The organism is Streptomyces sp. NPDC091376, from assembly GCF_044757085.1.
In the GTDB taxonomy this organism is placed as follows: domain Bacteria; phylum Actinomycetota; class Actinomycetes; order Streptomycetales; family Streptomycetaceae; genus Streptomyces; species Streptomyces pratisoli.
On the sequence record NZ_JBIVUF010000025.1, the window covers coordinates 17,744 to 40,423 of the forward strand.

Annotated in this window: 12 protein-coding genes; 8 read left to right on the plus strand and 4 right to left on the minus strand. The window is 66.3% G+C overall.

Annotation, left to right across the window (positions count from 1 at the left end):
• Positions 1 to 135 precede the first annotated feature (135 nt).
• Positions 136 to 975, plus strand: coding sequence for a hypothetical protein (locus ACIQMR_RS34170; RefSeq protein WP_401395810.1), 840 nt, complete (start codon positions 136 to 138; stop codon positions 973 to 975).
• Here ACIQMR_RS34170 and ACIQMR_RS34175 read toward each other — a convergent pair.
• From ACIQMR_RS34175 to ACIQMR_RS34190, 4 genes are all read right to left on the minus strand, one after another.
• Positions 963 to 1,769: an aldo/keto reductase gene (locus tag ACIQMR_RS34175; protein ID WP_401395813.1), complete on the minus strand. Its 807-nt coding sequence runs from the start codon at positions 1,767 to 1,769 to the stop codon at positions 963 to 965. The genes ACIQMR_RS34170 and ACIQMR_RS34175 overlap by 13 nt on opposite strands.
• Complete coding sequence (locus ACIQMR_RS34180) at positions 1,679 to 2,890, minus strand: JmjC domain-containing protein (RefSeq protein WP_401395816.1); 1,212 nt, start codon at positions 2,888 to 2,890, stop codon at positions 1,679 to 1,681. The genes ACIQMR_RS34175 and ACIQMR_RS34180 overlap by 91 nt, the downstream gene beginning before the upstream one ends.
• A gap of 9 nt (positions 2,891 to 2,899) precedes the next feature.
• The gene (locus tag ACIQMR_RS34185; protein ID WP_185923492.1) at positions 2,900 to 3,076 is read right to left on the minus strand and encodes a hypothetical protein; all 177 of its coding nucleotides are present in this window, start codon (positions 3,074 to 3,076) and stop codon (positions 2,900 to 2,902) included.
• A gap of 435 nt (positions 3,077 to 3,511) precedes the next feature.
• Positions 3,512 to 4,399 carry a DUF5655 domain-containing protein gene (locus tag ACIQMR_RS34190; protein ID WP_401395900.1) on the minus strand — a complete coding sequence of 296 codons (888 nt, stop codon included), beginning with the start codon at positions 4,397 to 4,399 and terminating at the stop codon, positions 3,512 to 3,514.
• Between the two features lie 610 nt (positions 4,400 to 5,009).
• On the opposite strand from ACIQMR_RS34190, the gene ACIQMR_RS34195 reads away from it, so the two are divergent.
• The 7 genes from ACIQMR_RS34195 (at position 5,010) to ACIQMR_RS34225 (ending at position 22,678) form a co-directional block, all read left to right on the plus strand.
• On the plus strand, positions 5,010 to 6,578 hold the full coding sequence (locus ACIQMR_RS34195; RefSeq protein WP_401395819.1) for a TIGR02677 family protein: 1,569 nt from the start codon (positions 5,010 to 5,012) through the stop codon (positions 6,576 to 6,578).
• Positions 6,578 to 7,999, plus strand: coding sequence for a DUF2398 family protein (locus tag ACIQMR_RS34200; RefSeq protein ID WP_401395822.1), 1,422 nt, complete (start codon positions 6,578 to 6,580; stop codon positions 7,997 to 7,999). The genes ACIQMR_RS34195 and ACIQMR_RS34200 overlap by 1 nt, the downstream gene beginning before the upstream one ends.
• Entirely contained in the window at positions 7,996 to 12,312 is a 4,317-nt protein-coding gene (locus tag ACIQMR_RS34205; protein WP_401395825.1) for a TIGR02680 family protein, read from the plus strand. The genes ACIQMR_RS34200 and ACIQMR_RS34205 overlap by 4 nt, the downstream gene beginning before the upstream one ends.
• Positions 12,309 to 13,631 carry a TIGR02679 family protein gene (locus ACIQMR_RS34210; protein ID WP_401395828.1) on the plus strand — a complete coding sequence of 441 codons (1,323 nt, stop codon included), beginning with the start codon at positions 12,309 to 12,311 and terminating at the stop codon, positions 13,629 to 13,631. The genes ACIQMR_RS34205 and ACIQMR_RS34210 overlap by 4 nt, the downstream gene beginning before the upstream one ends.
• A 54-nt stretch (positions 13,632 to 13,685) precedes the next feature.
• Positions 13,686 to 14,756, plus strand: coding sequence for a serine/threonine-protein kinase (locus ACIQMR_RS34215; RefSeq protein ID WP_401395831.1), 1,071 nt, complete (start codon positions 13,686 to 13,688; stop codon positions 14,754 to 14,756).
• A gap of 75 nt (positions 14,757 to 14,831) precedes the next feature.
• A complete protein-coding gene (locus ACIQMR_RS34220) occupies positions 14,832 to 17,765 on the plus strand; it encodes a DEAD/DEAH box helicase (RefSeq protein WP_401395834.1) in 2,934 nt (977 codons plus the stop codon).
• The gene (locus tag ACIQMR_RS34225; RefSeq protein ID WP_401395836.1) at positions 17,762 to 22,678 is read left to right on the plus strand and encodes a type II restriction endonuclease subunit M; all 4,917 of its coding nucleotides are present in this window, start codon (positions 17,762 to 17,764) and stop codon (positions 22,676 to 22,678) included. Before ACIQMR_RS34220 ends, ACIQMR_RS34225 begins: the two co-directional genes overlap by 4 nt.
• Positions 22,679 to 22,680: the final 2 nt, after the last annotated feature.

Here is a 22,680-nt window from a genome sequence, read left to right on the forward strand (position 1 = left end):
TATCGCACCTGTCCCCGTTCGGGGCGCGTCCTCACCTAGAGGGCAGCACGGGATCGATCTCCTCGTCAGCTGCACCTGTACGCCTCGCCCCGAATCTCCCTCGCGATGTGGCTGGGACTTGGTACGTTCGGGCGCATGACACCGCGTTCAGTGGACCTGCGCAAGGAGCCTGTGGAAGCCGTGCTGGACCGTGTCGAACGGTCGCTGGAGGTACGCCTTAGCCGGGAGGCTGTAGTGCGCAAGCGCCGGTCTCTGGGGGCGCGTACGGACCGCAATACGTGGGTGCGGATCGAGCGGCGCGGACTCGATCGGATCGGGGTCCAGGGAGGGGATGGCACCGCGTCCGCCGAGGCCCTTCGCGGGATCGCGAAACCGGCCTGGCTCACAGGCGTCGCGTGGCGGGACGACACGGAGCCGGTGATGTGGCGAGCGGACGAGACGGAGATGCTGCCGGCGGCGCCAGTGAACAGCGCCGTAGTGGCGGAGGATCCACAGCTGCCCGAGGGGTGGTGGAATGCGCTGAACGCCTCGCTGGATGCCCTGGCCGCGCAGCACACAAACCGTATCGCGACACCGGATACCGATACCCTCACTCAGGACCTGGTCAGGGGAACGATCCACAGCGTCTTCCCGGGTGTCGATGCGGCCGTAGCCGAATGGCGGCCGGCCCATGCAGATTTCAACTGGGCGAATATCACGGCGCCGGTGTTCTGTGTGTTCGACTGGGAGGACTGGGGCATGGCCCCTCGCGGCCTGGACGCGGCAAGTCTGTGGGGGGCCTCGCTCGCCGTCCCAGCTCTGGCAGACCGCGTCCGCAGCGAGCGGCGTGAGGATCTGGAGAGCCGGGACGGCATGCTGATGACCCTGTTCGTCGCCGCGAAGATCCTCGGCCCTTACGCCGATCCCGAGGACCCCCGCCTGGTCCCCGCGAGGAAGACGGCGGAGCAGCTGCTGCAGGAACTTCAGGCGCGCTGACGGGCTTTGAGGAGCTGCCTGTACTCCCGGACCACGTTCTCGTCGACCTCGTACGCCAGGGCCTCGGTCAGCTCCCGCAGATGGGCGACGTCGTCTGTGCCGACCGCGACCGCGTCGACCCGAGGGAGGGCGTACGAGGAACGGAAGGCAGACTGGATCTTCGTGGCGGACGGGGAGCCTCGCAGGAAGATCCTCGGATCGAAGCGTTCCCACACCGCCTCGGCCGTACTTCCGCCGAAGGGGCTCATGCCCCACACCTGCGACGGGCACCACCGCATCGCCAGGGCCTCGGCCGCTTCGAGGACGTCGACCCCGACCAGCAACCCTGCTCGGACCATGAGGACATCAGGGCTTGGCACGTCGAAGTCCATGAGCGAGCGCAGATCCCAGGTCGAGACGCCCCAGGAACGGCAGAGCCCCGCCTGCGCTGCATCAGCCAGGACCGTGCACGCCTGTTCCAGCGTCTCGGCGTCGGGTGCCGAGTGCTCTGGGTTGTGCAGAAATACCAGATCAGGCTCCCGCCCAAGGTCCTTGATGGCTTGCTCGACGGCTACGCGGAGCCGGGCGGGAGCGAGGCTGTGCCCCTCGGGGAAATACCCGACCTTGGTGGAGACCGAGAATTTCGGCAGAAGATCGCCTGCCGTCGTCTTCAGGACCTCGTGGGAGCGATGACGCAGGTAGTTGGACGCGGTGTCGAGGCGTGTTACATCGAGGTCGGCGGCAGCTTCGAGTAGGTCACGGGCGTGACCAGACCGGTGTAGCCCGAGGACGATAGTTCCGTCAGCGGTTCGCACAGCCCCTCCTTGATCAACAAGTCGGCCAAAGTGATGATGTCGTCGGGGGCACCGTCGAGGTAGACCGGGTGACCTGACAGGAGCGCACGCAGGCTCGGTTCTGCACGCTCGTGGAAGGTCAGCCGCTTACCGCCACCGCACACTTGGACGGTGTCACCGGAGCGGACGATAGAGGGCGCGAACTCGGTGACGGCCGCGACTCCGTCCGGCCGACCGAAGGCGGCCACGTGCGGCATGTGGCGTGCGGGCGGGGTGCTGGACCGCAGTTCGTCCAGGTATCGCTCTGGACTGTAGGTGGCGGCCAGGGCGCTGAGCTTGTCCGTCAGCACCTGGTGTGCGGTGCCCTGCACGCCCTCCAGGTCGTGACGGAACGCGTCGTCGGCGCGGGCGGCGTCAGAGAGGAAGTTGGCCCAGGTGACACCGGTCCGTTTGGTGAACCCGAACGTCACGTGCAGGGAGTGTCCACCACTCCCCGAGCCGAGGCGGGTCGCGGTGTGCCAGAAGCCTCGTGGGATGTGCATGACGTCCCCGGCCCGCATCGTGCCCTTCCACAGCACTTCCTCGGAGGGCGTGCGGTTGCGCTCCGCGTCGCGGTACATCGGCGCCGGCCGCGAGGGACCGCGTACTTCCCACGACTTTTCGCCAGAAAGCTGCACGGCGATGACCTCGTGGTCGTCCCAGTGCAGATGGAATCCGTCGGTGTCACCCACCGCGAGGTAGGCGTTGGCAGAGGTGAGTTCGCCGGACCACCAGCCCAGGGCCCGGCAGGCGACTTCCAGCGTCGAGTCGAAGAAGTCCACGTGATCCAGGACCACGGTGCCGCCGTCGTTGAGGATTCGTCCGAGGGCCGCCATGTCCGCCTGGCTCACGGCCTGCCTGCGCCGGTTGACGTTGGTAGACACGAACGTGGACGGGTGCACTTCCTCGCCCTCGGCATAGCAGCGCAGCTGCGGATTGGCCAGATGGCGGCGCTTGATCAGGTCCAGCAGTCTGAGCGGGGTCAACAGCCGTGCGGGCAGCTCCGGGTCCGTGAGACGGCCGCGCGCGAACGCGGATCCCACGGAACCCGGCCCGTCCCAGCCAAGAGCCTTCTCGATGTGGCTGACGAGCCGGTGCTCCATGGGTTCCCCTTACTCCTTCGGGAGGTTCAGGTCGCGGTTGTCGCCGTCATCTCCCGCGCTGTTCTGCGAGCTGGTGATGTCGGACCGCTCGGACTCGCTGCGGTCATGCGCAGTCGCCAGCTCCTCCACCGCGATCAGCAGCGCGGGGCTGGTCCCCGCCACCTGTGTGGATGCCCTGTCTGCCATCGAGCTCTCCCCTCAGTTCTCCAACCCAGCTCTGGGCGAACGTCTGAGTTAACCCGCGTCCACCGCATGGCAGTAGGGCGGGATTCGGACAGTGCTGCAGGAGGTTCTCGCCCCTTCTCAGGGGAGGAGGCGAGGGCCTGATTCCGCCTGGACGAATGCCTGGTCTGAGCTGGGCGGAAGGGTGTGATTCATCGACCGGGAGTGTGAGCGAGGGCGAGAGTGACAACCACGGCGCTCATCATGGCGGCGAAAGGCAGGACATCGGAGCCCCGTCAGGCGGGGCAACATAGCGCGGGATCGCCGGCCAGCCAAACCGGCGATCCCGCGGATGATTGATGGTCCACCGCCACTACCTGCCCGTACGTCGAGAGGCATCACCGAGATGACCATCGAATCGACGCGTGGAAACGTGATCGGCCAGGACCCGTTAGCGCTTCACGCCGCCGCGTAGCTCATGCGGAACAGCTCCTGGGCGCGCTCCACATCCCGGAGGGTGCGCAGCTGCACCTCCAGGTCGCCCGTGCCGTGGTGACCGAGACCCGTCACGTCCCGGGTGAACCCAGCGACGAGGTCGACCTGGTTCGGGTCGACCTTGAGATAGACGAGAAGCTTGGTCCTCTGGGGCGGGCACACGCAGGCGAAGTTCCGAAGGCGCTGGTACGCCCGGTACGTCTTGCGCTGGACATAGTTCACGCCGTCGCCCAGCCCCAGCAGCGACTCATCAACCGCCTGCGCCAGCTCAACCAGGGCCATGCTCTGGCCGCCACCCCCAGGCCCGGCCACCTGCCGACGAACGCGTCGGGTGACTGGCGACCGGCCGCTGACCGAGGCAACGGTCTCAAGGCCGAACAGGTCGCTGCCGAAGAGTCGGTAGCGGACCAGGTCGATGCTGCGCCGGTGTTCGCGCACCGCATGCACGTCGTAGCGGGTGAAGTCGCCGGCGACGCAGATCAGCCTCGGGCCGCTCCACAGCACCTGGGCCGCGGCCATGCCCCCGAGCCGGTGGCGGACCAGGTGCTCGAACTCCGCCCGGTGATCCATCAGCCAGCTGAGGTAGAACAGGCCCTGGTTGATGACACCCGAGTCGACGCCCCGCTTGTACTCGACGATGACGGGCGATCCGTTCTCGTCCAGCCCGATCGAGTCGATCCGACCTCCGTGGACCGGCCCGGTGCCGTACTCACTCGCCAGGAACCGCACGCCGAGCAGCGGCTCCATGTGCGCCTCCACGAGGCTCTGCACGTCCGCCTCGACTTCAGCAAGACACGGCGAAACCTCGGTTACACCGATCGTCGTCGTATGGAACAACCTCAGGCCCGACACCTTCCCTTCCTCGACTCTGAGATCGAAAACGCCGGGCAGAGACAGATTTGTTTCCCGTAAGGGACTTCGATCCTGTGAAAATGGTGTGGGGAGCAATCTCCGGGCCATCGAGGGCACGAGCATCTCGCGGTTCCTTGGGATCGGCGCCCAGTCCCACATACGCCCTAGAGGTACCAGGGGCGAGCGCCTGGAGCACTGCGTTTACACGAGTCAGCCCCCTAGCTCAGTCGACGATGGAGCACGTACCTTCTAAGCGCCGGTTATTGCAGGCGTCTTACTGGCAGTTGGATACCAAGCACCGCTCCCACCTTCCGGAACGTAACTACCGCAGCAGTAGCCGCTCAGGGCTCCGCACTACCGCCGCAGAAGGCGACGCAATTGAAAGTGGTACTGCTTCCAGCAGGGATCGATGTCAGCGTCCCATCGCTCACTCGTCTCCCCGAGAGCAATCGGCGCAACGCGAAGCGATGGTGAGCCTCCAGCCAACTCACGTCCCGGGCCTCACGTACACGGCTTGCTAGCGAAAGTCGCAACTTCCCGCGCATGGAACGCATGTCAGTGGCACCTGCCAGGGTAGGACGCAGTGTGCAGCGGACCCGAGGGAGCACAGGTGCTACAACGTGATGATTCGGGAGTCTCCGAGTCATTCGATCTTGATTCATTGACGGTGGGCGACCGCCTGCGACTGTTCAACTTCACGCAGCGCGAGGATCCTGTCGCATATCTGTGGGTGCTGCGGGCGATGAACGTGCTACGTGCCGTACACCAGTTGCAGGTTCACCCTGACGACGTTGCGAACGCGCTGAACGATCTCGCCACAGAGCGCGACGAAGTACCGTCCGCCGCGGACCTGAATCTGCGGGGCATGCTCGACAACCTCTCCTCGGACGACGAGCAGGTCCTCTACCGAGTGGAAGATCCCTTGCGATGCGGCAACCTTGCTGCGTACCGGAACCGGCAATCGGTCTACCAGTTCACGGAGATCGGCTACCGCGTCTACCGCGCAGTGGAGGAGGTCATCGGCTCCCGCGTACAGGATGCGAACCTGTCGCGGCTGGTCTTCGCCGACATCTTGACAGACTTCAAGGCGCTGGCGACCGCGAACCGGGAGGGCGACGGGGATGAGGTGTACCGCAAGCTCGCACGCCTCGACAGCGTGCTGGAGGACTTGACTCAAAGGGCGGCGCGTTTCTATCTGACCCTGAACGACGTGGCGCGCACGACGGACGTCTCTCCCGAGACGTTCCTGCGCTACAAGCACGCGCTGCTGGCGCACATGAGTGAGTTCACAGCGGAACTGGAGCGCTACGCGCCCCGGCTGGCCGAGGCAGTGTACGAGGTGGAAGACAGCGGGGTGGAGACCCTGCTGGAGCGGGCCGCCGCAGTGGATGAACGGCCGATGATGCGCCCGGCCGCGCGACGCGAGGACTGGCGGCGGCGCTGGATGGGGCTGCGCCAGTGGTTCCTGGCGGACGGCCCTGTGGAGACCAAGGCCGCCCATCTGCAAGGCGCTACCCGCACCGCCATCTCCGGTGTCATCGCCCTGCTGCGGCAGGTGACGGAGTCACGTCGAGGAGGGGTGAGCCGGACCACCCAGCTCCGGCATCTTGCCGCCTGGGCGGCGGCTGCGCCGGATGAGCAGGCAGCGAACGCGCTGGTGTCCGCAGCCTTCGACCTGCGCTCGGTGCGGCATCTGTCGGGTGCCCACGACGACGATGACCAGATCTCACCGCGGACGACTTGGTGGGATGCGCCCGGAGTGGAGATCAGCATCAGCCTGTTCCGGCATGGCAAGCGGCCGGCACCGGGCGGCCCGCAACCAGTCCGCACGCGCCGTGGCGCCCATGCCCGGCTGCGTGAGCAGCAGTTGGCGGATCGGGCTGCGGACCGGGAGGCCGCGAAGGATCTTCTGGACCATGGGCCGCACGACCGGGTGCTGAACGAGGCGGAGACCCGAGCCGTGCTCAAGCTGCTGACCCGTGCCCTGCAGGTGCGAACGGTCGTCGCGGGCCGACTGCGCTCCGGCACCGGCAGCAGCGACGCCCTGACGCTGCGCCTGGTTCCGAACGAGCACGGCAGCCGGCTGCGGACCGAGACCGGCACGCTGCACCTGCCCGGCTTCGCCCTGGAGATCAAGCCCCATGGTGCGATGCGCCGACACCGAACGGAGAAATCCTGATGCCCGCCCATCGCGTAGCCGCCTCCGTGGAGACCGCGGACCTCGGCTCGTACCAGCAAGCGGCCCGGCTCATGCTGCTGCAGGGCGTCGTCACCGAGAGCTACCCGCGGGCCAAGGCGCTTGCGCTGGTGCTGCAATGGGCCGACGAACTGGCCAGGGATTTCCGTGACCTGTTCGGCTACTCCTTGCAGACCAGCGCCCGTCACGCACGGCTGCTGCGGCGGCTGGACGCCTTCGACGCCAGCCAGGCGTTCCTCACGGTGAAGAGCAAAAGACCGTTCGACCGGCGGCGGCTGGCCTACCTCTGCCTGATCCTGGCCTGCCTGCACAGGTCACGCATCGAGATCAATCTCGCCGATCTCGTCAAACTGCTCACGCCGTCAGCGAACGCGATCGAGCACTTGGGCTTCGATGCGACCGCACCGGGCCACAAGGACGCGGTCGTTGACGTGATGGACTGGCTCGTCGATCGGGGTGCGCTGCGGATCTCCGATGGCTCCATGGAGGACTGGGCCCGTGACCACGACCGGGGGGACGCGTTGTTCGACATCGACCACGACACCTGCGCGGCGCTTTTCCGGCCGAACAAGCCGCTGCAGCACCTGGTCAGCGTTGCTGGGCTGTTGGACACTCCGACCGCTGGCACCGGGCGGGACCCCCGTCGGCGCTTTGCTGCCCAGCGAGCCCGTCGGCTGCTGATCGAGTACCCGGTGGTCTACTTCAGCGATACCGACGCGGAGACCGCGACAGCGCTGCGCCAGCCCACCCTGGCCGAGGACATCGCACGGCTGACCGGGTTGCCTGTCGAGCGCCGGGCCGAGGGGATGATGCTCGTCGACACGACAGGGCACTTTACGGACAAGCGGTTCCCGGGCCGCGGCGGAGCCGTCAACCGGACTGCCGGGCTGATGCTCGCGAAGATCGCGGACCTGCGGGAAGACCCGGACCGGGCCAGCAGCCTGCAGTACCTCCTGCCCGCCGATCCAGGGGAGGCACACGCGGACCTGCTCAGCCGCATCGATATGGCCCTGCCGCAGGCGGGCACGCTCGAAGCCTTGGCGCACGACCCGCACGCGGACGCTGGCGAGCACGCGGCCGAAGCCGATCCGGACGCCCCGGAGCGTGAGGGGCAGACGGGCTTGCCTTTCGTGGAACACGGCACGCTGGAGCAGATGATCACCGAGCTCTATGAGGATTTCGGCCCCTCGTCCTTCACCAACAAATGGCAGGCCGATCCCGGCGGGCTGCTGGCGGAGGCGGTCGCGCTCCTGGCGGACCTGCGCCTGGTCCACATCGTCCCCGGCGGGATTCTGGTCCGGCCTGCGGCCGGCCGCTACCGCAATATCACCGCCGTCCTACCGCGCCCCGCGCACGACGGCCAGTTCGCTCTTGACTTCCCCGCTGAGGAAACCTCTCGATGACGCTCATCCCTCACTCCCGTACCGCTGACCAGTCGGAGGTTCGCTTCAAGCCCACCCGCGCCGGAGTGATCGGCCTATGGGACTACACCGACGAGGAGTTCGTCTTCGCCGACGGCCGCCTGGTCCTGCGCGGGCACAACGGTTCCGGCAAGACCAAGGCCCTGGAGGTTCTCTTCCCCTTGGTCCTGGACGGTGTCCTCGACGCGAGGCGTCTCGATCCGTTCAGCGGCGAGGAGCGCACCATGAAGTCGAACCTGCTCTACAAAGGGCAGGAGTCCGCATACGGCTATGTGTGGATGGAATTCGCCCGCACCGGACCGGACGGTGAGGTCCTCGAAGCCGTCACCGTAGGGATCGGCATGCGGGTGACCAAGCTGATGTCCACGCCGGCCCGCTTCTTCTTCGTCACCCACGGCCGAGTCGGCATCGACTTCGGCCTGCTGGACACCGCCTCGCGCCCGCTGCGGGAGAACGCCCTGAAGAAGCTGCTGGGCGAAGGAGCCACCTACGCTACGGCGGAGGCGTACCGGGAGGCGATCGATGACCGGCTGTTCGGGCTGGGCCGCGAACGCTACAGCCAGCTGGTCAACCTTCTGCTCCAGCTGCGGCGCCCTCTGCTGGCCAAGGACCTCGACCCGGTCAAGCTGTCCGACACCCTTACCGCCGGACTGCGCCCCGTCGACGAGGCCCTCGTCCTACAGGCCGCTCGCGACTTCGAGAACCTCGCCGAGATCCAAGCGCTCCTCAACGCCCTGACAGGGGCGGATACCGCAGTCCGAAACTTCCTGCGGGAATACACCAGTTACCTGCGCGCTCACGCCCGTGACCGCGTCGACCACGTCACCGAGCGCATCCAGGACACGGCCGCCCAGTGCGAGACGATCATGGAAGCGGCGGAGAACCGCCGCACCGCCGAGCGGCAGCTGGCCACAGCACAGCACGAGCGGGATACCTCCGATCGCCGGTGCAACGAGATCGGCGCTCGCCTGGCCGAGTACAAAAACCACGACGCCATCAAGCAGCAGGACGGGCTCAAGGAGCTGCGCGACCGCGTACGCAACGAGCGCCAGGGCATCGCCGAGAGTGGCCGCCACCTCAACCGGGCCCAGGAGAGCTTGGCCGCCCTCAAGCGGGAGGCTGAGCGCGCTCTCCTGCGCAACGATGAACTACACATGGCCGCTTCCCGGCACACCCACAGTCTCGTGGACGCGGCACGCCGCTGCGGCATCCTGCACGACGACGACACGCTGGATCTCGGTGCCGATCTGGACACGGACGTGGCGGGTCGGGTAGCCGCGCGTCGCAGCGAAGTGGAGGACGTACGCGCCCACCTCAGCGCGTCCGAGGACGCCGCAAAAGACCAGGAACGCGAGCAGCAGCACGCTGACGCGGCGAGCGGTGAGCTGACCGAGACCGAGCGGCAGTCCGCCGCAGTAACTGAGAAGCTCGAGATCGTCCGCGCCACGGCCGACCAAGAGCTGGAGGAATTCATCAGCCGCTGGAGCGGCATTGACGACACCGCGGTCTTGGTCGCCGGCGACGGTGACGTGCTGCGTGCGGCCGTCGCCGCGGTGGGGGAACCCGAAGCGGCCTCGCTGCCAGAGGGCTTTCGTTCCCTCACCGACCAGCGACGCACCAGTGCTCTGACCCGCGTCGAGACCTTGAAGCGGGAGCACAGCGACATCGCGGACGCGCTGCGAGCCAGGCGGGAAGAGCGCGACGCCGTGGCAGCGGAGGGCGACGACGCGCCCCCGCCCAGTGACCTGCGCCCCGCCAGCCGCGATGAGCGGCCCGGTGCCCCGTTGTGGCAGCTTGTGCGGTTCGCCGAGGACGTTCCCGACGATCACGCGGCTGCGGTGGAGGGCGCCCTGTACGCGGCCGGCCTGCTCACTGCCTGGCTGCACCCCGACCCCGCGCTGACCGACCAGGCCCTGCACGACAAGGTCGCCGACGCCTATCTGCGCCCGTTGCCTCACTCTCAGCGGCCCACCGGACGGACCCTGGCCGATGTACTGGTCGTCGAAGACCAGCAGCTCGTCGACGCTGCGGCCGTGCGGGATGTCCTGGCGTCCATCGCCGTTACAGAGGACGCCCCAGCGGCCGACGACGCGCTGTCCGCTCCCTCGGTCACCACCGGTTCGCACTTCTGCCTCGGCGTCCAGACCGGTGCTCATCCCAAGGCTCAGCCGGAGTACATCGGGGCCACCGCGCGAGCCGCGCGTCGGCGGGAACGGCTGCTCCTTCTCGAAGAATCCATCGCCGCCCTGGACGCTCAGCTCGGCGGCATCGAAGAGCGGCAACGGTACGCGCAAGAAGCATTCGACGACTTCGACCGCGCCCGGCGTGAGCTCCCCCGAACCCAGCCGATCACCCAAGTGGTGGGCGAGGTGGCCGTGGTGGCGGAGAAGGTCGCCAGCGCCCGCCGCCGCCTCACCGAAGCCCGCAAGCGGCTCGACGGGGCGATCGCCCGCGCCCATGAGAAGAACCGGCAGCTTCGGCATGCCGCCACGGCCACACGACTGCCCACCCTTCGCGAGGAACTGGACAGCATCGCCCAGGCCATCGACGACTTCGCCAACGCCGGCAACGCGCTCTCCACCTGCCGCGAGCAGGCCGATGCCGCCGAGCGCGACATCGCCGGCCGCAGGGAGATCATCGAAGCGCAGACCGAGTCCTGCTCAGAGCAGGCTGAGGCGCTCCAGGCGCGCAAGGACGAGTTCGCCGTTCATGAGGTGCGCCTGCGCACCCAGGAAGCGACTCTCGAAGCCCCTCTGCAGGAGCTTCTGCAGCAGATCGCGGACGCTCAGGAGCAGCTCGCCGAGGCACAGAAGACATACGACCGTGCGAAAAAGGACGCGGAAGAGCAGCGAGACCGGCTTCTGAAGGCTGACCATGCCCTGGAGTTCGGCCGTACAGCACTGGCCACGGCCGTGGCCGAGCAGGTCCGCACCACGCTCACGCTCGAGCCGTACGCCCGGCCCGACCTTCTTGGCCTCCTCGAAGCGAAGGCCGAGACCGTCTGGCTGCCGCACGACATGTGGCCGAGTCCCGAGCAAGCAGTCAAGGCCCTTATGGACAGCCTCGCCTCGCCCGGTACCTCTCTCACAGGCGTGGAGGCCGCCCGAAGCGTCGTACCTGCATCCGTCGCCTCCTTGATCAACGCGCTCGACGAGGCGACCGCTGGTCGCCCGATCACCGCGAGCCTCCTGAAGACCGTCACGACCAAGATCTCCACCGCGATCACCACGCTGGAGTCAGCCCTGCTGGAATCCGATCAGGGCTACCTCTTCGAGTGGGAACCGGTCGGCGACATCATCCTGGCCCGGGTCACCGACAGCGAAGGACCCGCCCCCGTAGCGGACTTCGCCCGCCGCCTGGCCGAACAGCTCGCCGATCAGAGTGTGCTACTGGAAGACAAGGAACGCACCGTCCTGGAAGACGGACTCCTGACGGGGCTGGCCCAGCAGATCCACGACCGCACCGTCGCCGCCCGCGACCTTGTTAAGAGCATGGACGCTGACACCCGGTCCAAGCCGATGTCCTCCGGTACGACGGTGGGCATCAACTGGGTCGTCTCCGACGCGCTCACCGACTCTCAGCAGGCCGTCAACAAACTGCTCGACAAGGACGCCTCCGGTCTTGGACCGGCCGGCCTGGCCGAACTCCGCTCCCACCTGCGCAGCCAGATCCGCGCCAAGGCCGCTGCCGATAAGAAGAGGAGCTACCAGCAGGTGATCGCCGAGGTCCTGGACTATCGCGCCTGGCGCAGGTTCGAACTCCGTCTGTTCCGGCCGGGCATGAGCGAGGCGGAGCGGAAGAAGGGGGAACTGCTCACCAAGGCCAAGCACAGCGTGATGTCCGGCGGCGAGAAGTCCGCCTCCATCCACCTGCCGCTCTTCGCGGCCGCCCACGCGCAGTACAGCTCCGCGTACCCCACCTGCCCGCGGCTGATCGCCCTCGACGAGGCATTCGCCGGCATCGACGAGAAGTACCGCCCCGACCTTCTCGCCCTCACCGCCAAGTTCGACCTCGACCTCTTCATGACCGGCTACGACCTGTGGATCACGTACCCCGACGTGCCGCAGATCTCGCACTACGACATGAAGCATGACGAGGCATCCCACACCGTCTCCGCCATGCTGCTCGTCTGGGACGGCGAACAAATCCTCGATGACCTCGAATTCCCCGGATCCGACGACCTGGCCGCCGAACTCCTCGGCTTCACACCCCGTCGCCACGTGCCCACGCAGGCAGGACTGCTCGCCGACGTCCCCGAGGACGAACCGATGAACGATGTCGAGGAATCAGAATGACCACGTCAGCAGAGGCATACGAGCGCTACCGGGGCCCCGAGTTTCGCCGGCTCCTGGCCGCTGCCCGGCGCTCGCTCGAGCGCAACGGCGGCGAGGTCAAGGGCTCGATCGGCCTGACCAACCCGACCGCTGCCGAACGCAACGCCGTCATCGGCATCACCGGCACCTATCGCTCGGCCGACGTCCGCCACATCACCATCCCCCTCTCGGCCCTGGAGGAAAGTGTCCGCAACGTCGCGGGCATGTCGCTCCGCGATGTCCTGGAACGGATCGGCCCGGAGCTGCGCTTCCGCGCCGATGAGCGGACCACACTCGATCAGGCCCGGCAGAAGATCCTGGCCGAGGGCGAGGCCAGCCCGCTGCACACGGAGCACCCCTGGTACCGGCAATGGCTGGCCGACCTCGCATCCGACGGCACAATCACCGGGCTGATCAACAAGAAGGACACCCACCTCCTCAGCCAGGCCATCCGCGTCCTGGAATACCTCAACAACCGACCCAGCAGCTCGCCACCGGTCATGCTGCCCGCCCTGGCTGACGCCACCGCAGGAGACACCAAGGCCCTCAACCCCGGCCGGGGCTCTCTGCCGACGCTGGTCCTGCGGGCCCTGGCCATGGCACGCGGAATCCCACTCGGATCAGGAGCCGAGACCCGGCGCGAGCTGTGGGACGCCTTCGACGTCATCGTCGACGACCTCGCCAGCCGCGTCCTCGTCCTCAACCTCCCCGCGACCGGACAAGGGCTGGGTCAGTGGCTCACCGACGCCGCCCGCTACGGCACCCCCTTCCACATCACCCTCCACCAGCTCATCACCCTGCCGATCATCGTGAACCTGCCAACGGTGTACATCTGCGAGAACCCGGCCGTGCTCCGTCGGGCCGCCGGTGAGCTCGGCGCCAGCAGCCCGCCGCTGATCTGCGCCGAGGGCCGTCCCTCGACTGCCTTTCACCGGCTGGCCCGGTTGATCGTCGAAGCCGGCGGCACCTTGCTCTACCACGGGGACTTCGACTGGCCCGGCATCGATATGACGAATCAGCTCCGTACCCGCTATCAGGCCAAACCCTGGCGTATGAGCACTGCGGACTACCTCAGTGGTGTTCGCGCCGACAGCGATCACGTCCGGCTGAGCGGAAAGCGGCAGGACACTTGCTGGGAGCCAGAGCTCGCCGAGGCCATGGAAAGGGAGAACCGCGCTGTCTATGAGGAGGCAGTCACCGACACCCTCCTGGCCGATTGGTCATATGAGTCACAGGGGAGATCCAGCGAGGCACAAGAAGTAGCTCGTGCCACTGATAACCTCAGCGTTGTTGACGTGTGACGCATCGCGTCCGGCGCATTTCGCCTTCATCTGCCCGGTCGCGGAACGGGGGCGATGGTGTTCGAGCCGCTGCGGGAGAACGACCCCCGAGAGATCGCGGGCTTCCGGCTGGCCCAGCGTCTCGGCCAAGGCGCGATGGGCGTCGTCTACCTCGGATACCGCAGTCCCCGCCCCGTGGCGATCAAGGTCATCAAACCTGCCCTGGCAGACCAGCCGTACTTCCGCCAGCGGTTCGCCCAGGAGCTGGAGGCGATCAGGCGCGTCGGTGGATTCCACACCGCGGCGCTCGTGGACGCTGACCCGGACGCGGAGCAGCCCTGGATCGCCACCGAGTACGTCCACGCGCCCTCGCTCGATGTACTGCTGAACCAGCATGGCGCGGTGAGTGAGCTTGGGGCGTGGTGGCTGGCCGCGAGTCTGTCCGATGCTCTGATTCACATCCACTCTGTCCGGCTCCTCCACCGCGACCTGAAGCCCAGCAATGTGCTGGTCACCACACAGGGCACTCGCGTGATCGACTTCGGTGTCTGCCATGTCGGAGGTGCGACCGGCCTCACCTCCGGCGACGCGCCGGTCGGCACTCTCGTCTACATGGCACCGGAGCAGGCCATGGACTCCCGCAAGGCGAGTGAAGCCGCGGACGTATACAGCCTGGGCGCGACACTCGTGCATGCGGCGACTGGGCACCCCCCGTTTTACGCCGATATTCCGGTACAGCGGATATTGGACGTTCCGCCCGATCTCTCGGGGTTGCCCGAGAGCCTGCGAGGGCTGGTTGTCAGTGCCTTGTCCTACGCTCCGGAGGACCGGCCGACCGCCCACAGTGTGCTGGAGGCAGCCATGGACCGGCTGCTAGAGCACGCCGTGCCCGTCAGTGGTCCGCTGTATCCGCCACTGCCTGGTGCGTTCCTCACGGACGTCCTGCAGGTGGAAGGTGCGCCTCCGGTGCCGCCGGATCCTCCCGAGCCAGTGTCGGCTCAGGAGGGTCTTGCGAGTCCGGAGCTCGGGGACGAGGTATCGCCGGCGGAGCCCGCCGTCGCAAGCGCGTCCAGTGGCGGGGGCGCGCCATGGGCTGACCGTTGGCGCGGAAAGATCCGCGACCGGCGGTCTGACTTCGGCGGCTGATTCCGCCGGGTGCACAGCGGGACAGGCAGTAGAGCACGACGAGGCAGTTCAACAGTGATTGAAGGAGAGAACCCGGTGACCAGCGCCCCAGGCACAGCCAAATTCGCCGCGGGCATGCAGGTCCGTGCACGGGACGAGGACTGGCTGGTCGTCGAGGTGTCCAAGACCTCACACGACGGCACGCGCCTGGATGTCCGCGGCATCTCCCCTCTCGTACGCGACCAGCGAGCTGTCTTCTTCGCCCACGACTCCCTGGACCAGGTCACCCCTCTGCGGCCCGAGGACACCGACCTTGTCGTCGACGACTCCCCGGAGTGCCGCCGCTCCCGGCTCTTCATCGATGCACTGATCCGCAAGACCCCGCTGCCGCTGTCCGAACAGCGGCTCGCCACCGTCGGTACACACCTCCTCGACAACCTCGCCTACCAGCGCGAGCCTGCTAGGGCGGCGCTGCGCGGCCTGCGCCCGAGGCTGCTCATCGCCGACGCCGTCGGACTGGGCAAGACCCTGGAGATCGGGCTGCTGCTGTCGGAACTCATCCGCCGGGGCAGGGGCGAGCGCATCCTCGTCGTCACCCCCAAGCACATCCTGGAGCAGTTCCAGCACGAGCTGTGGACGCGTTTCGCGATCCCCCTCGTACGCCTGGACTCGACCGGCATCGAGCGCATCCGCCAGAACATCCCGGCCGGCCGCAATCCCTTCTCGTACTACAAGCGCGCCATCATCTCCATCGACACCCTGCGCTCTGACCGCTGGCGCAGCCACCTCATGCAGGTCAACTGGGACGCCGTCGTCATCGACGAGTCACACAAGCTGATCAACACCGGGACCAAGAACAACCGGCTCGCAGGGCTGCTTGCCCCAAGGACCGATGCCCTGATCCTGGCCAGCGCCACACCCCACAACGGTCAGCGCGAGTCGTTCGGTGAGCTGCTGAGCCTGCTCGACCCGACCGCCATCCCCGACACCAGCGACTACGACGAGACCCAGCTCGACCACCTGTACGTCCGCCGGCACAAGATGTCCCCCGACGTCTCGGCGGAGATCGGCCACAAGTGGGCCACCCGCAAGCCGCCCGTGGCCTTCGACTGCGTCGCGAACCTCACCGAACAGAAGATCTTCGAGGAGCTGTACGACGTCTGGATCAGGCCAGCAGCGGGCCAGTCGGCTCCGGTGAGCGGCAAGGGTGCCCGGCTGTTCCCGTATACGCTCCTGAAAGCCTTCCTCTCCTCGCATAAGGCGTTGGCCGAGACGGTGGAGAATCGGATCGAGCGCATCGACGAGGAGGCACAGAAGCACCCGGAAAGGGGTGCGCAGCGGGCCGAAGAGCGATCGGCGCTGACGCGGCTGGGCCAGCTCGCCGGCGAGGCGACTGTGGAGGACGCGGCGAAGTTCCGCCGCCTGGTCGACGAGCTGAAGGGCCTGGGGATCGGGCCGGGGTCCGACAAGCGCGTCGTCGTCTTCTCCGAGCGCCGGGCCACCTTGCAGATGCTCCATGACTTCCTGCCCGGTGAGCTCGGCTTCGACGTGAGCGAGGAGAAGGGGCGCGGGGCTATCCGCCAGCTGCATGGTGGCCTGCCCGATGACGAGCAGCAGCGGACCGTCAAGGACTTCGGCCTGGCGGACAGTGAGCTGCGTGTCCTGCTCACGGGTGACATCGCGTCTGAGGGCGTCAACCTGCATCGCCAGTGCCACCAGATGATCCACTACGACCTGCCTTGGTCATTGATCACCATCGAGCAGCGCAACGGCCGTATCGACCGATACGGCCAGCAGACGTCCCCAGAGGTCCGCGCCTTGCTCCTGGTCCGCCAGGACGAGGACCCAGATGTGCCCTCCGCGGACCGACTGGTCTCCCGGCGGCTGCTGGAGCGCGAGGACGAGGTCCACCGCACGCTCGGTGAGGCCGCCTCCATCCTCGGGCTGCGTGACGAGGAGGCGGAGGAGACCGCGATCAAGTCGGGACTCGCGGACGGGAGAATGCTCGACGAGATCGTCCCCGAACAGCCGATCGACCCCTTCAACCTCTTCATGGCCCACCACACCGTCGACGGGTCAGGCGCCCACTACCGCGTACCGCAGTTGTTCGCCTCGACACGGGCTTTCGTCGAGGAGGCACTCGACGAGGTTTACGGCAACCCCGAGGAGAAGATCGGGAAGGCGTGGGACAAGGACTACCCCGAGATGCTCTCTTTCGCCCCGGACCGTGAACTGCAGCGGCGCCTCCTCGTCCTCCCGCAGACCTACCTGGACGAGCGTGGTGTGCTCGACAAGCTCAGGGTCACCTTCGATCCCGGGTTCGCTCAGCAGCGCCTGGACCGCGCCCGCGAGCGCAGCGGAGAGAGGGCCAAGGGCTCGATCACGAAGCAGGAGCGGCGCGAGACCTCTGGCTGGCCCGACGTCAGTTACCTCACCGACCAGCACCCGGTGGTGGAGTGGCTTACCGACAAGGTCCTAGTCCGGCTTACCCGCAACGCCGCGCCCGTCATCACGGCCGACGTCCCTGCGCCGGTGTTCCTAATGCAAGGCATGTACTCCAACGCCAAGGGCCACCCGACAGTCCTCGCCTGGTCTTGCGTGACCGGGCTGGAACGCGGCACCCCCGAATTCGATGACGATCTGGTCGGTGTCCTGGAGCGCGCCGGCGTGAAGCCCAAAATGCTCAACCGGCCCTTCGCCGGGGACATCGATGCCCTGCGCGCCCTGGTGCCACGGGCGGTCGAGGCCACGCGGCAGCACCTGCTCACACTACGTAGCAGCCAGGAAGAACCGCTGATCGAGCAACTGGCTGAGTACGAGAAGCGCCTTGCTGCCTGGCGCAAGGCGAGCCAGTCGACCTTCGAGCAGCTCACCCTCGGCATCCGACGCGAGCATGAGGAACAGCGGGTGGAGACCACCGCAATAGAAGTCGAGCAGCTGATCGAGCAGCTCGCCACCCAGGGCGACCCGATGATCCGCGTGATCGGGATCCTCGCCCCCGCCGCAGCCAGTGAACAGAAGGGTGCGTGACCACCGTGGCATTCGAAGCGATCATCAACCGCGGTGAGTACATCTCCGCCCACTACCTCGCCGAGCTCTTCGCCAAGGACCTCGCTGACCTGCGCAAGCACTGGACTGCAGCGGACCGGGCCGGAGCGCCCACATCCCGCTCCGGCGTGAGGAACCTGAGCCGCGACTACTTCAAGGCCAAGGTCCGCATCACCGAGAAAGACGACTTCGGCGGATCCGAGCTGCGCAAGCTCAACGACGCTCTGCTCGCAGCCCTCGCCTACATCCACCGTGGAGACGAGCCTCCAGAGCGCGAGGACGACACCCACACCAGGATCCGGCGGGGCGTCTTCGAGGTCATGCACAGCGACAAACCCAGAGAAGTCCCCGTCGCTTTCGCGGTGAAGGGGCCTGGGGGTGTCGAGCTGATCGCGCTGGACGTCACCTGGAGCACAGACGCCGAACTCGTCACCTCCGACGTCGAAGACGGCGGCGCGCAGCTCCTCGCCGCCATCGCCCTCGACGGCAGAAACGAGATCACCAGCGCGGCGGACGCCGTCACCTTCCTCTTCGGCAGCGAGGACGCCTACGCGCCCAGGTTCGTACTCCTGCTCGCCGGCGGTGCCGCGCTCCTCGCCGACCGCACCGCGTGGCACGAGGGCCGATTCCTGGGCGTCAGCATCGACGCCGCGCTTGACCGCAACCTGGCCGCCGACGGCGGCGAACTGGAAGCCGTCTCGGCCCTGTTCGGCGCGGAGTCCCTGCTGACAGAAGGCGGAGCCGCCGGATTCCTGGACAGCCTCGTCGACAAGGGTCGCAAACACGCCGTCGGCGTCTCCAAAGAGCTGCGGGAGGGCCTGCGACAGTCCGTCGAGCTGATCGCCCAGGAGATCCTGGACCGCGTCCACGACCAGGACGCCGACCCCTCCGAACTCGGCGGCAGCACCGAACTCGCCAACCGGCTCACCCGAGAATCACTGCGCTACCTGTACCGCATTCTGTTCCTGTTGTACGCGGAAGCCCGACCGGAATTGGGCATCCTGCCCAGCAAGGACGAAGCCTACCAAGACGGATACGGACTCGGCCGACTTGGTGAACTCGTCTCGTACGACCTTCCGGACGAGGCGCAAGACGGCTTCCACTTCCACGAGTCGCTGGATCTGCTGTTCCGTCTCGTCGACCAGGGACACCGCACACTGGAAGAGATGGAGTCGAGCGACACCGGATTGGACGCGGACGGCATCCGCTTCGAGTCCCTGCGCAGTGACCTGTTCCACGCGAATGCCACGCCACTGATCGGATCGGTACGCATCGACGGCCAGCGCGTCGACACCCGGCTGCGCAACAAGGTGCTGTGGCGGGTGCTGAACCGCCTCATGCTCAGCCACGGCACCGGCAAGGGCTTCATCTCCTACGCCCAGCTCGGCATCAACCAACTCGGCGCGGTGTACGAGGGCCTGATGTCGTACACCGGTTTCTTCGCCTCCGAAGACCTGTACGAGGTAGCCAAGCCGGACACGGACGGGCTGGCCGGCACATGGGTCATCCCCCAGCGCGAAGCCGACAACTACGACGACGAAGTCTTCGTCAAGCGCCCCGACGAGATCACGGGCGTACCCAGGCGAGTCGAGCACAAGAAGGGCTCCTTCGTCTACCGCCTCTCCGGCCGCGAGCGACAGCGCTCCGCCTCGTACTACACCCCCGAGGTGCTCACCCGTAGCACGGTCAAGCACGCGCTGGCCGAGCTGCTCGACCAGGATGGCGAGATCACGAAGGCTCGCGACATCCTGGACCTGGTGGTGTGCGAGCCGGCCCTCGGTTCGGGAGCGTTCCTCAACGAGGCCATCAACCAGCTCGCCGCCGAGTACCTGCGCCGCCGTATGAATGAGCTCTCAATCGAGCGCGGCCAGGACATGCAGCTGCCGCCGGACCAGTACGAGGCAGAGCTGCAGAAGGTCAAGGCGTACCTGGCCCTCCACAACTGCTACGGCGTGGACCTCAACCACACCGCAGTCGAGCTGGCCGAGGTGTCGCTGTGGCTCAACGCGATGCACGAGGGCCTCAAGGCCCCCTGGTTCGGCCTCCACCTGCGTCGTGGCAACTCGCTCATCGGTGCTCGCCGCGCGGTGTACGACAAGGAGGCGTTGAAGCGAAAGACATGGTTGGCCACAGTGCCGACCGACCGACCTCTTCGCGAGGGCGCCGAAGGGGCCGCCTTCCGCGCCAGCGAGGATGTCCACCATTTCCTGCTTCCGGCTAAGGGCTGGGGCGCGGTTGCGGATGCCAATCAGGCCAAGGAGCTTGTGCGGGACGAACGCGACCGACTCACGGAGTGGCGCAAGAAAGTCACGGCCACGCCGTCGGTCACGCAGTCGAAGCGACTGCTGGCGCTCGCGACGCGCGTTGAGCGGCTGTGGGAACTGGCCAAGCGCCGACTTGTCGTGTCGGAGGCCGAAGTCCGTCGCGACATCGACGTCTGGGAAGTCGACCGGGAGCGGCCCTTGCCGCGGTCCTCGGGCGCGGTCTCACGCGAACAGGTTGAGCAGGCACTCCAGCAGCCGGGCGCCCCGCTGGGACGCCTGAGGCTGGTCATGGACGCCTGGTGCGCCCTCTGGTTCTGGCCCGTAGGCCAGCCCAACACCCCGGAACCTCCGACATTCGAGGAGTGGCTGGAGTTCTGTGAGGCTGTCCTCGGTGTGCCTCCAGCCAAGGCCAAGGTCAAGTCGACCAAGCGAGGCGCTGGCGCCGGGCTGGACGACGAGTTCGGGCTGTTCGCAGACACTGGCGACTTCGAGCAGCTGGCCATGGACGATGAGTTGGACCGCACCCTAAGCCAGTGCGTGGATATGCCGACGGTAATGCTTCGCTTTCCATGGCTGGGCGAGGTCGATGCGATTAGCCGTAGGGAAGGGTTCTTCCACTGGGAGCTGGAGTTCAGTCAGGTCTTCGATCGTGGAGGGTTTGATCTGCAAGTCGGCAACCCTCCATGGCATCGTCCGATCTGGGATGATGATTTGGCTCTTGCTGAGCACGATCCGTGGTTCGGGTTGACCGAAAAGGCGCCTCAAGAAAATCGAGCACTGCGCCGCACTCAGATCCTTTCACAAAACGAAGCACTTCGCCTTTATCTCGGCGACCTCAATTCCTGGGCCGGCGGTAGCGACTTCCTGGGTTCCACTATCGAGTGGCCGGTCCTCGCCGGACTGCAGACAAATTTCTACAGAAACTTCATGCAGAGAGTGTGGCGATCTCTCGGGCCGAGAGGCAGGGCTGCGCTTCTTCACCCTGAGACACATATGAGCGACAAGAGTGGCGGTTACCTCCGGAGGGAAACATACCTTCGACTTAGGCTTCACGCTGGATTCCCTCACGCAAGGGAGTGGTTTGACGGCGTTGAGAGCCCCAGCCAGTCCTTCTGCATTAGCTGCTACGGACCCAGCCAGGAAAATCCGTCATTCCTTCTGGCGACAAATATGCGATCCACGGACATGCTGGACTTGTCGCTCAAACACGACGGTTCAGGAGAAGTTCCGGGGCGCAGTTTCGTGACAGGCGAGCCGGACTTGCGCCCACATTCTCATCGCATCATCCCCATCAATGAGCAGCTGCTCAGGGTGTTCGCCGATGTTCTTGACGAGCCGGGAATTAACCCTTTGGAGGCGAAACTCTTCAGGCCACTGACCACGGGTGAACTCGGAGCTCTTGCCGCCATCTCTGAACAGTCGAACCGCTTGGGCGATAGCACGGCGCTTTATAGCGCAGAGGGATGGCGCGAGAAGGACGCAGAGCGGGATGGGATCCTGGAGCAGGTGACGCGGACACCTCAAAGCCTGCGCGAGGTTATCCTTCAAGGTCCGCACTTCACGGTTGCGACACCGTTTACCAAACAGCCAAATGAAGGCTGTACTGGTAAGGCGGACTGGTCGGCACTTGACGCCCTCTCATTGCCAGACAATCTGGTACCCCGGACTAACTTTCAGTACTGCATTCCAGCCGACGACGATCGCAGGGTATCGAAGTACTGGAATGGGGAGCCTTCGGTGGCCAGATGGCGAACCATCTGGAGACGAAGGGTCGACGTTGCCACCGAACGCACGCTCGAAGCTTCCCTGATTCCTCCCGGCCCAGACCATATCGACTTGGTGAATACGCTTGCCCTAGCATCGAATAGAGGCACAGCGATTGCGGCGGGCTTCTTTGCGAGCTTGCCTTTTGACTATCTAGTGAAAGCGCTGGAAAAGGGCGACGTTAGGATCGAGACGATTCGACGCTTCCCCTTCCCTCTGTCACACCCTCTCGTGTCGCCACTTTTGTTGCGAACCCTCAGGCTCAATTGTTTGACGAAATCATACGCTCCCCTCTGGGAGGAGTTGCACGACGAGTCGTGGCGATCCGACCGGTGGGCATCATGGCAGGGAAGGCAGACCTTCATAGGGGATGTGGAGTCTGTATGGAGCAGCTCCCTGCCACTTCGTACGGAGCAGGACCGGCGGGCGGCTACAGTCGAGATCGACGCCCTGGTCGCGATCATGCTCGGAATTTCAGCTCGCCAGTTGTGCGCAATGTACACTTCGCGGTTTCGTGTGCTGCGAATGTATGAATGGGAGACTTTCTTTTCTCGGGATGGGCGCAAGATCGGTGCTCAGAAGAATAATGTTGGCGTGCGACAGAGTGTCGCTGAAACAAACCTCGTGCGTGCTTGGGCTAAGGCCGCGCGCGCGGGTGACCCAACGCCCGAGGTGCCCGAGGACTGGGTGAAGCCTGACCGCGAGGCCGAGATGACCCAGGCCCATGCGGACTTCACCGCGCGGCTGCTTGCCGGCGAGTACGGCGACTACGCCGCCTACGCCGCCGAGCACGGAGATCACGGCAACCTCCTCGGCTCGGCCCAAGCCGATCAGGCCCTCGCCGACGTCTCGGCAGAAAGCAGGTAAGA

Bases quoted from the DNA above. Each gene is read 5' to 3' on its own strand.
- ACIQMR_RS34170 (WP_401395810.1), top strand. From the start codon at position 136: ATGACACCGCGTTCAGTGGACCTGCGCAAGGAGCCTGTGGAAGCCGTG.
- ACIQMR_RS34180 (WP_401395816.1), bottom strand. From the start codon at position 2,890: ATGGAGCACCGGCTCGTCAGCCACATCGAGAAGGCTCTTGGCTGGGAC.
- ACIQMR_RS34185 (WP_185923492.1), bottom strand. From the start codon at position 3,076: ATGGCAGACAGGGCATCCACACAGGTGGCGGGGACCAGCCCCGCGCTG.
- ACIQMR_RS34200 (WP_401395822.1), top strand. From the start codon at position 6,578: ATGCCCGCCCATCGCGTAGCCGCCTCCGTGGAGACCGCGGACCTCGGC.
- ACIQMR_RS34205 (WP_401395825.1), top strand. From the start codon at position 7,996: ATGACGCTCATCCCTCACTCCCGTACCGCTGACCAGTCGGAGGTTCGC.
- ACIQMR_RS34210 (WP_401395828.1), top strand. From the start codon at position 12,309: ATGACCACGTCAGCAGAGGCATACGAGCGCTACCGGGGCCCCGAGTTT.
- ACIQMR_RS34215 (WP_401395831.1), top strand. From the start codon at position 13,686: ATGGTGTTCGAGCCGCTGCGGGAGAACGACCCCCGAGAGATCGCGGGC.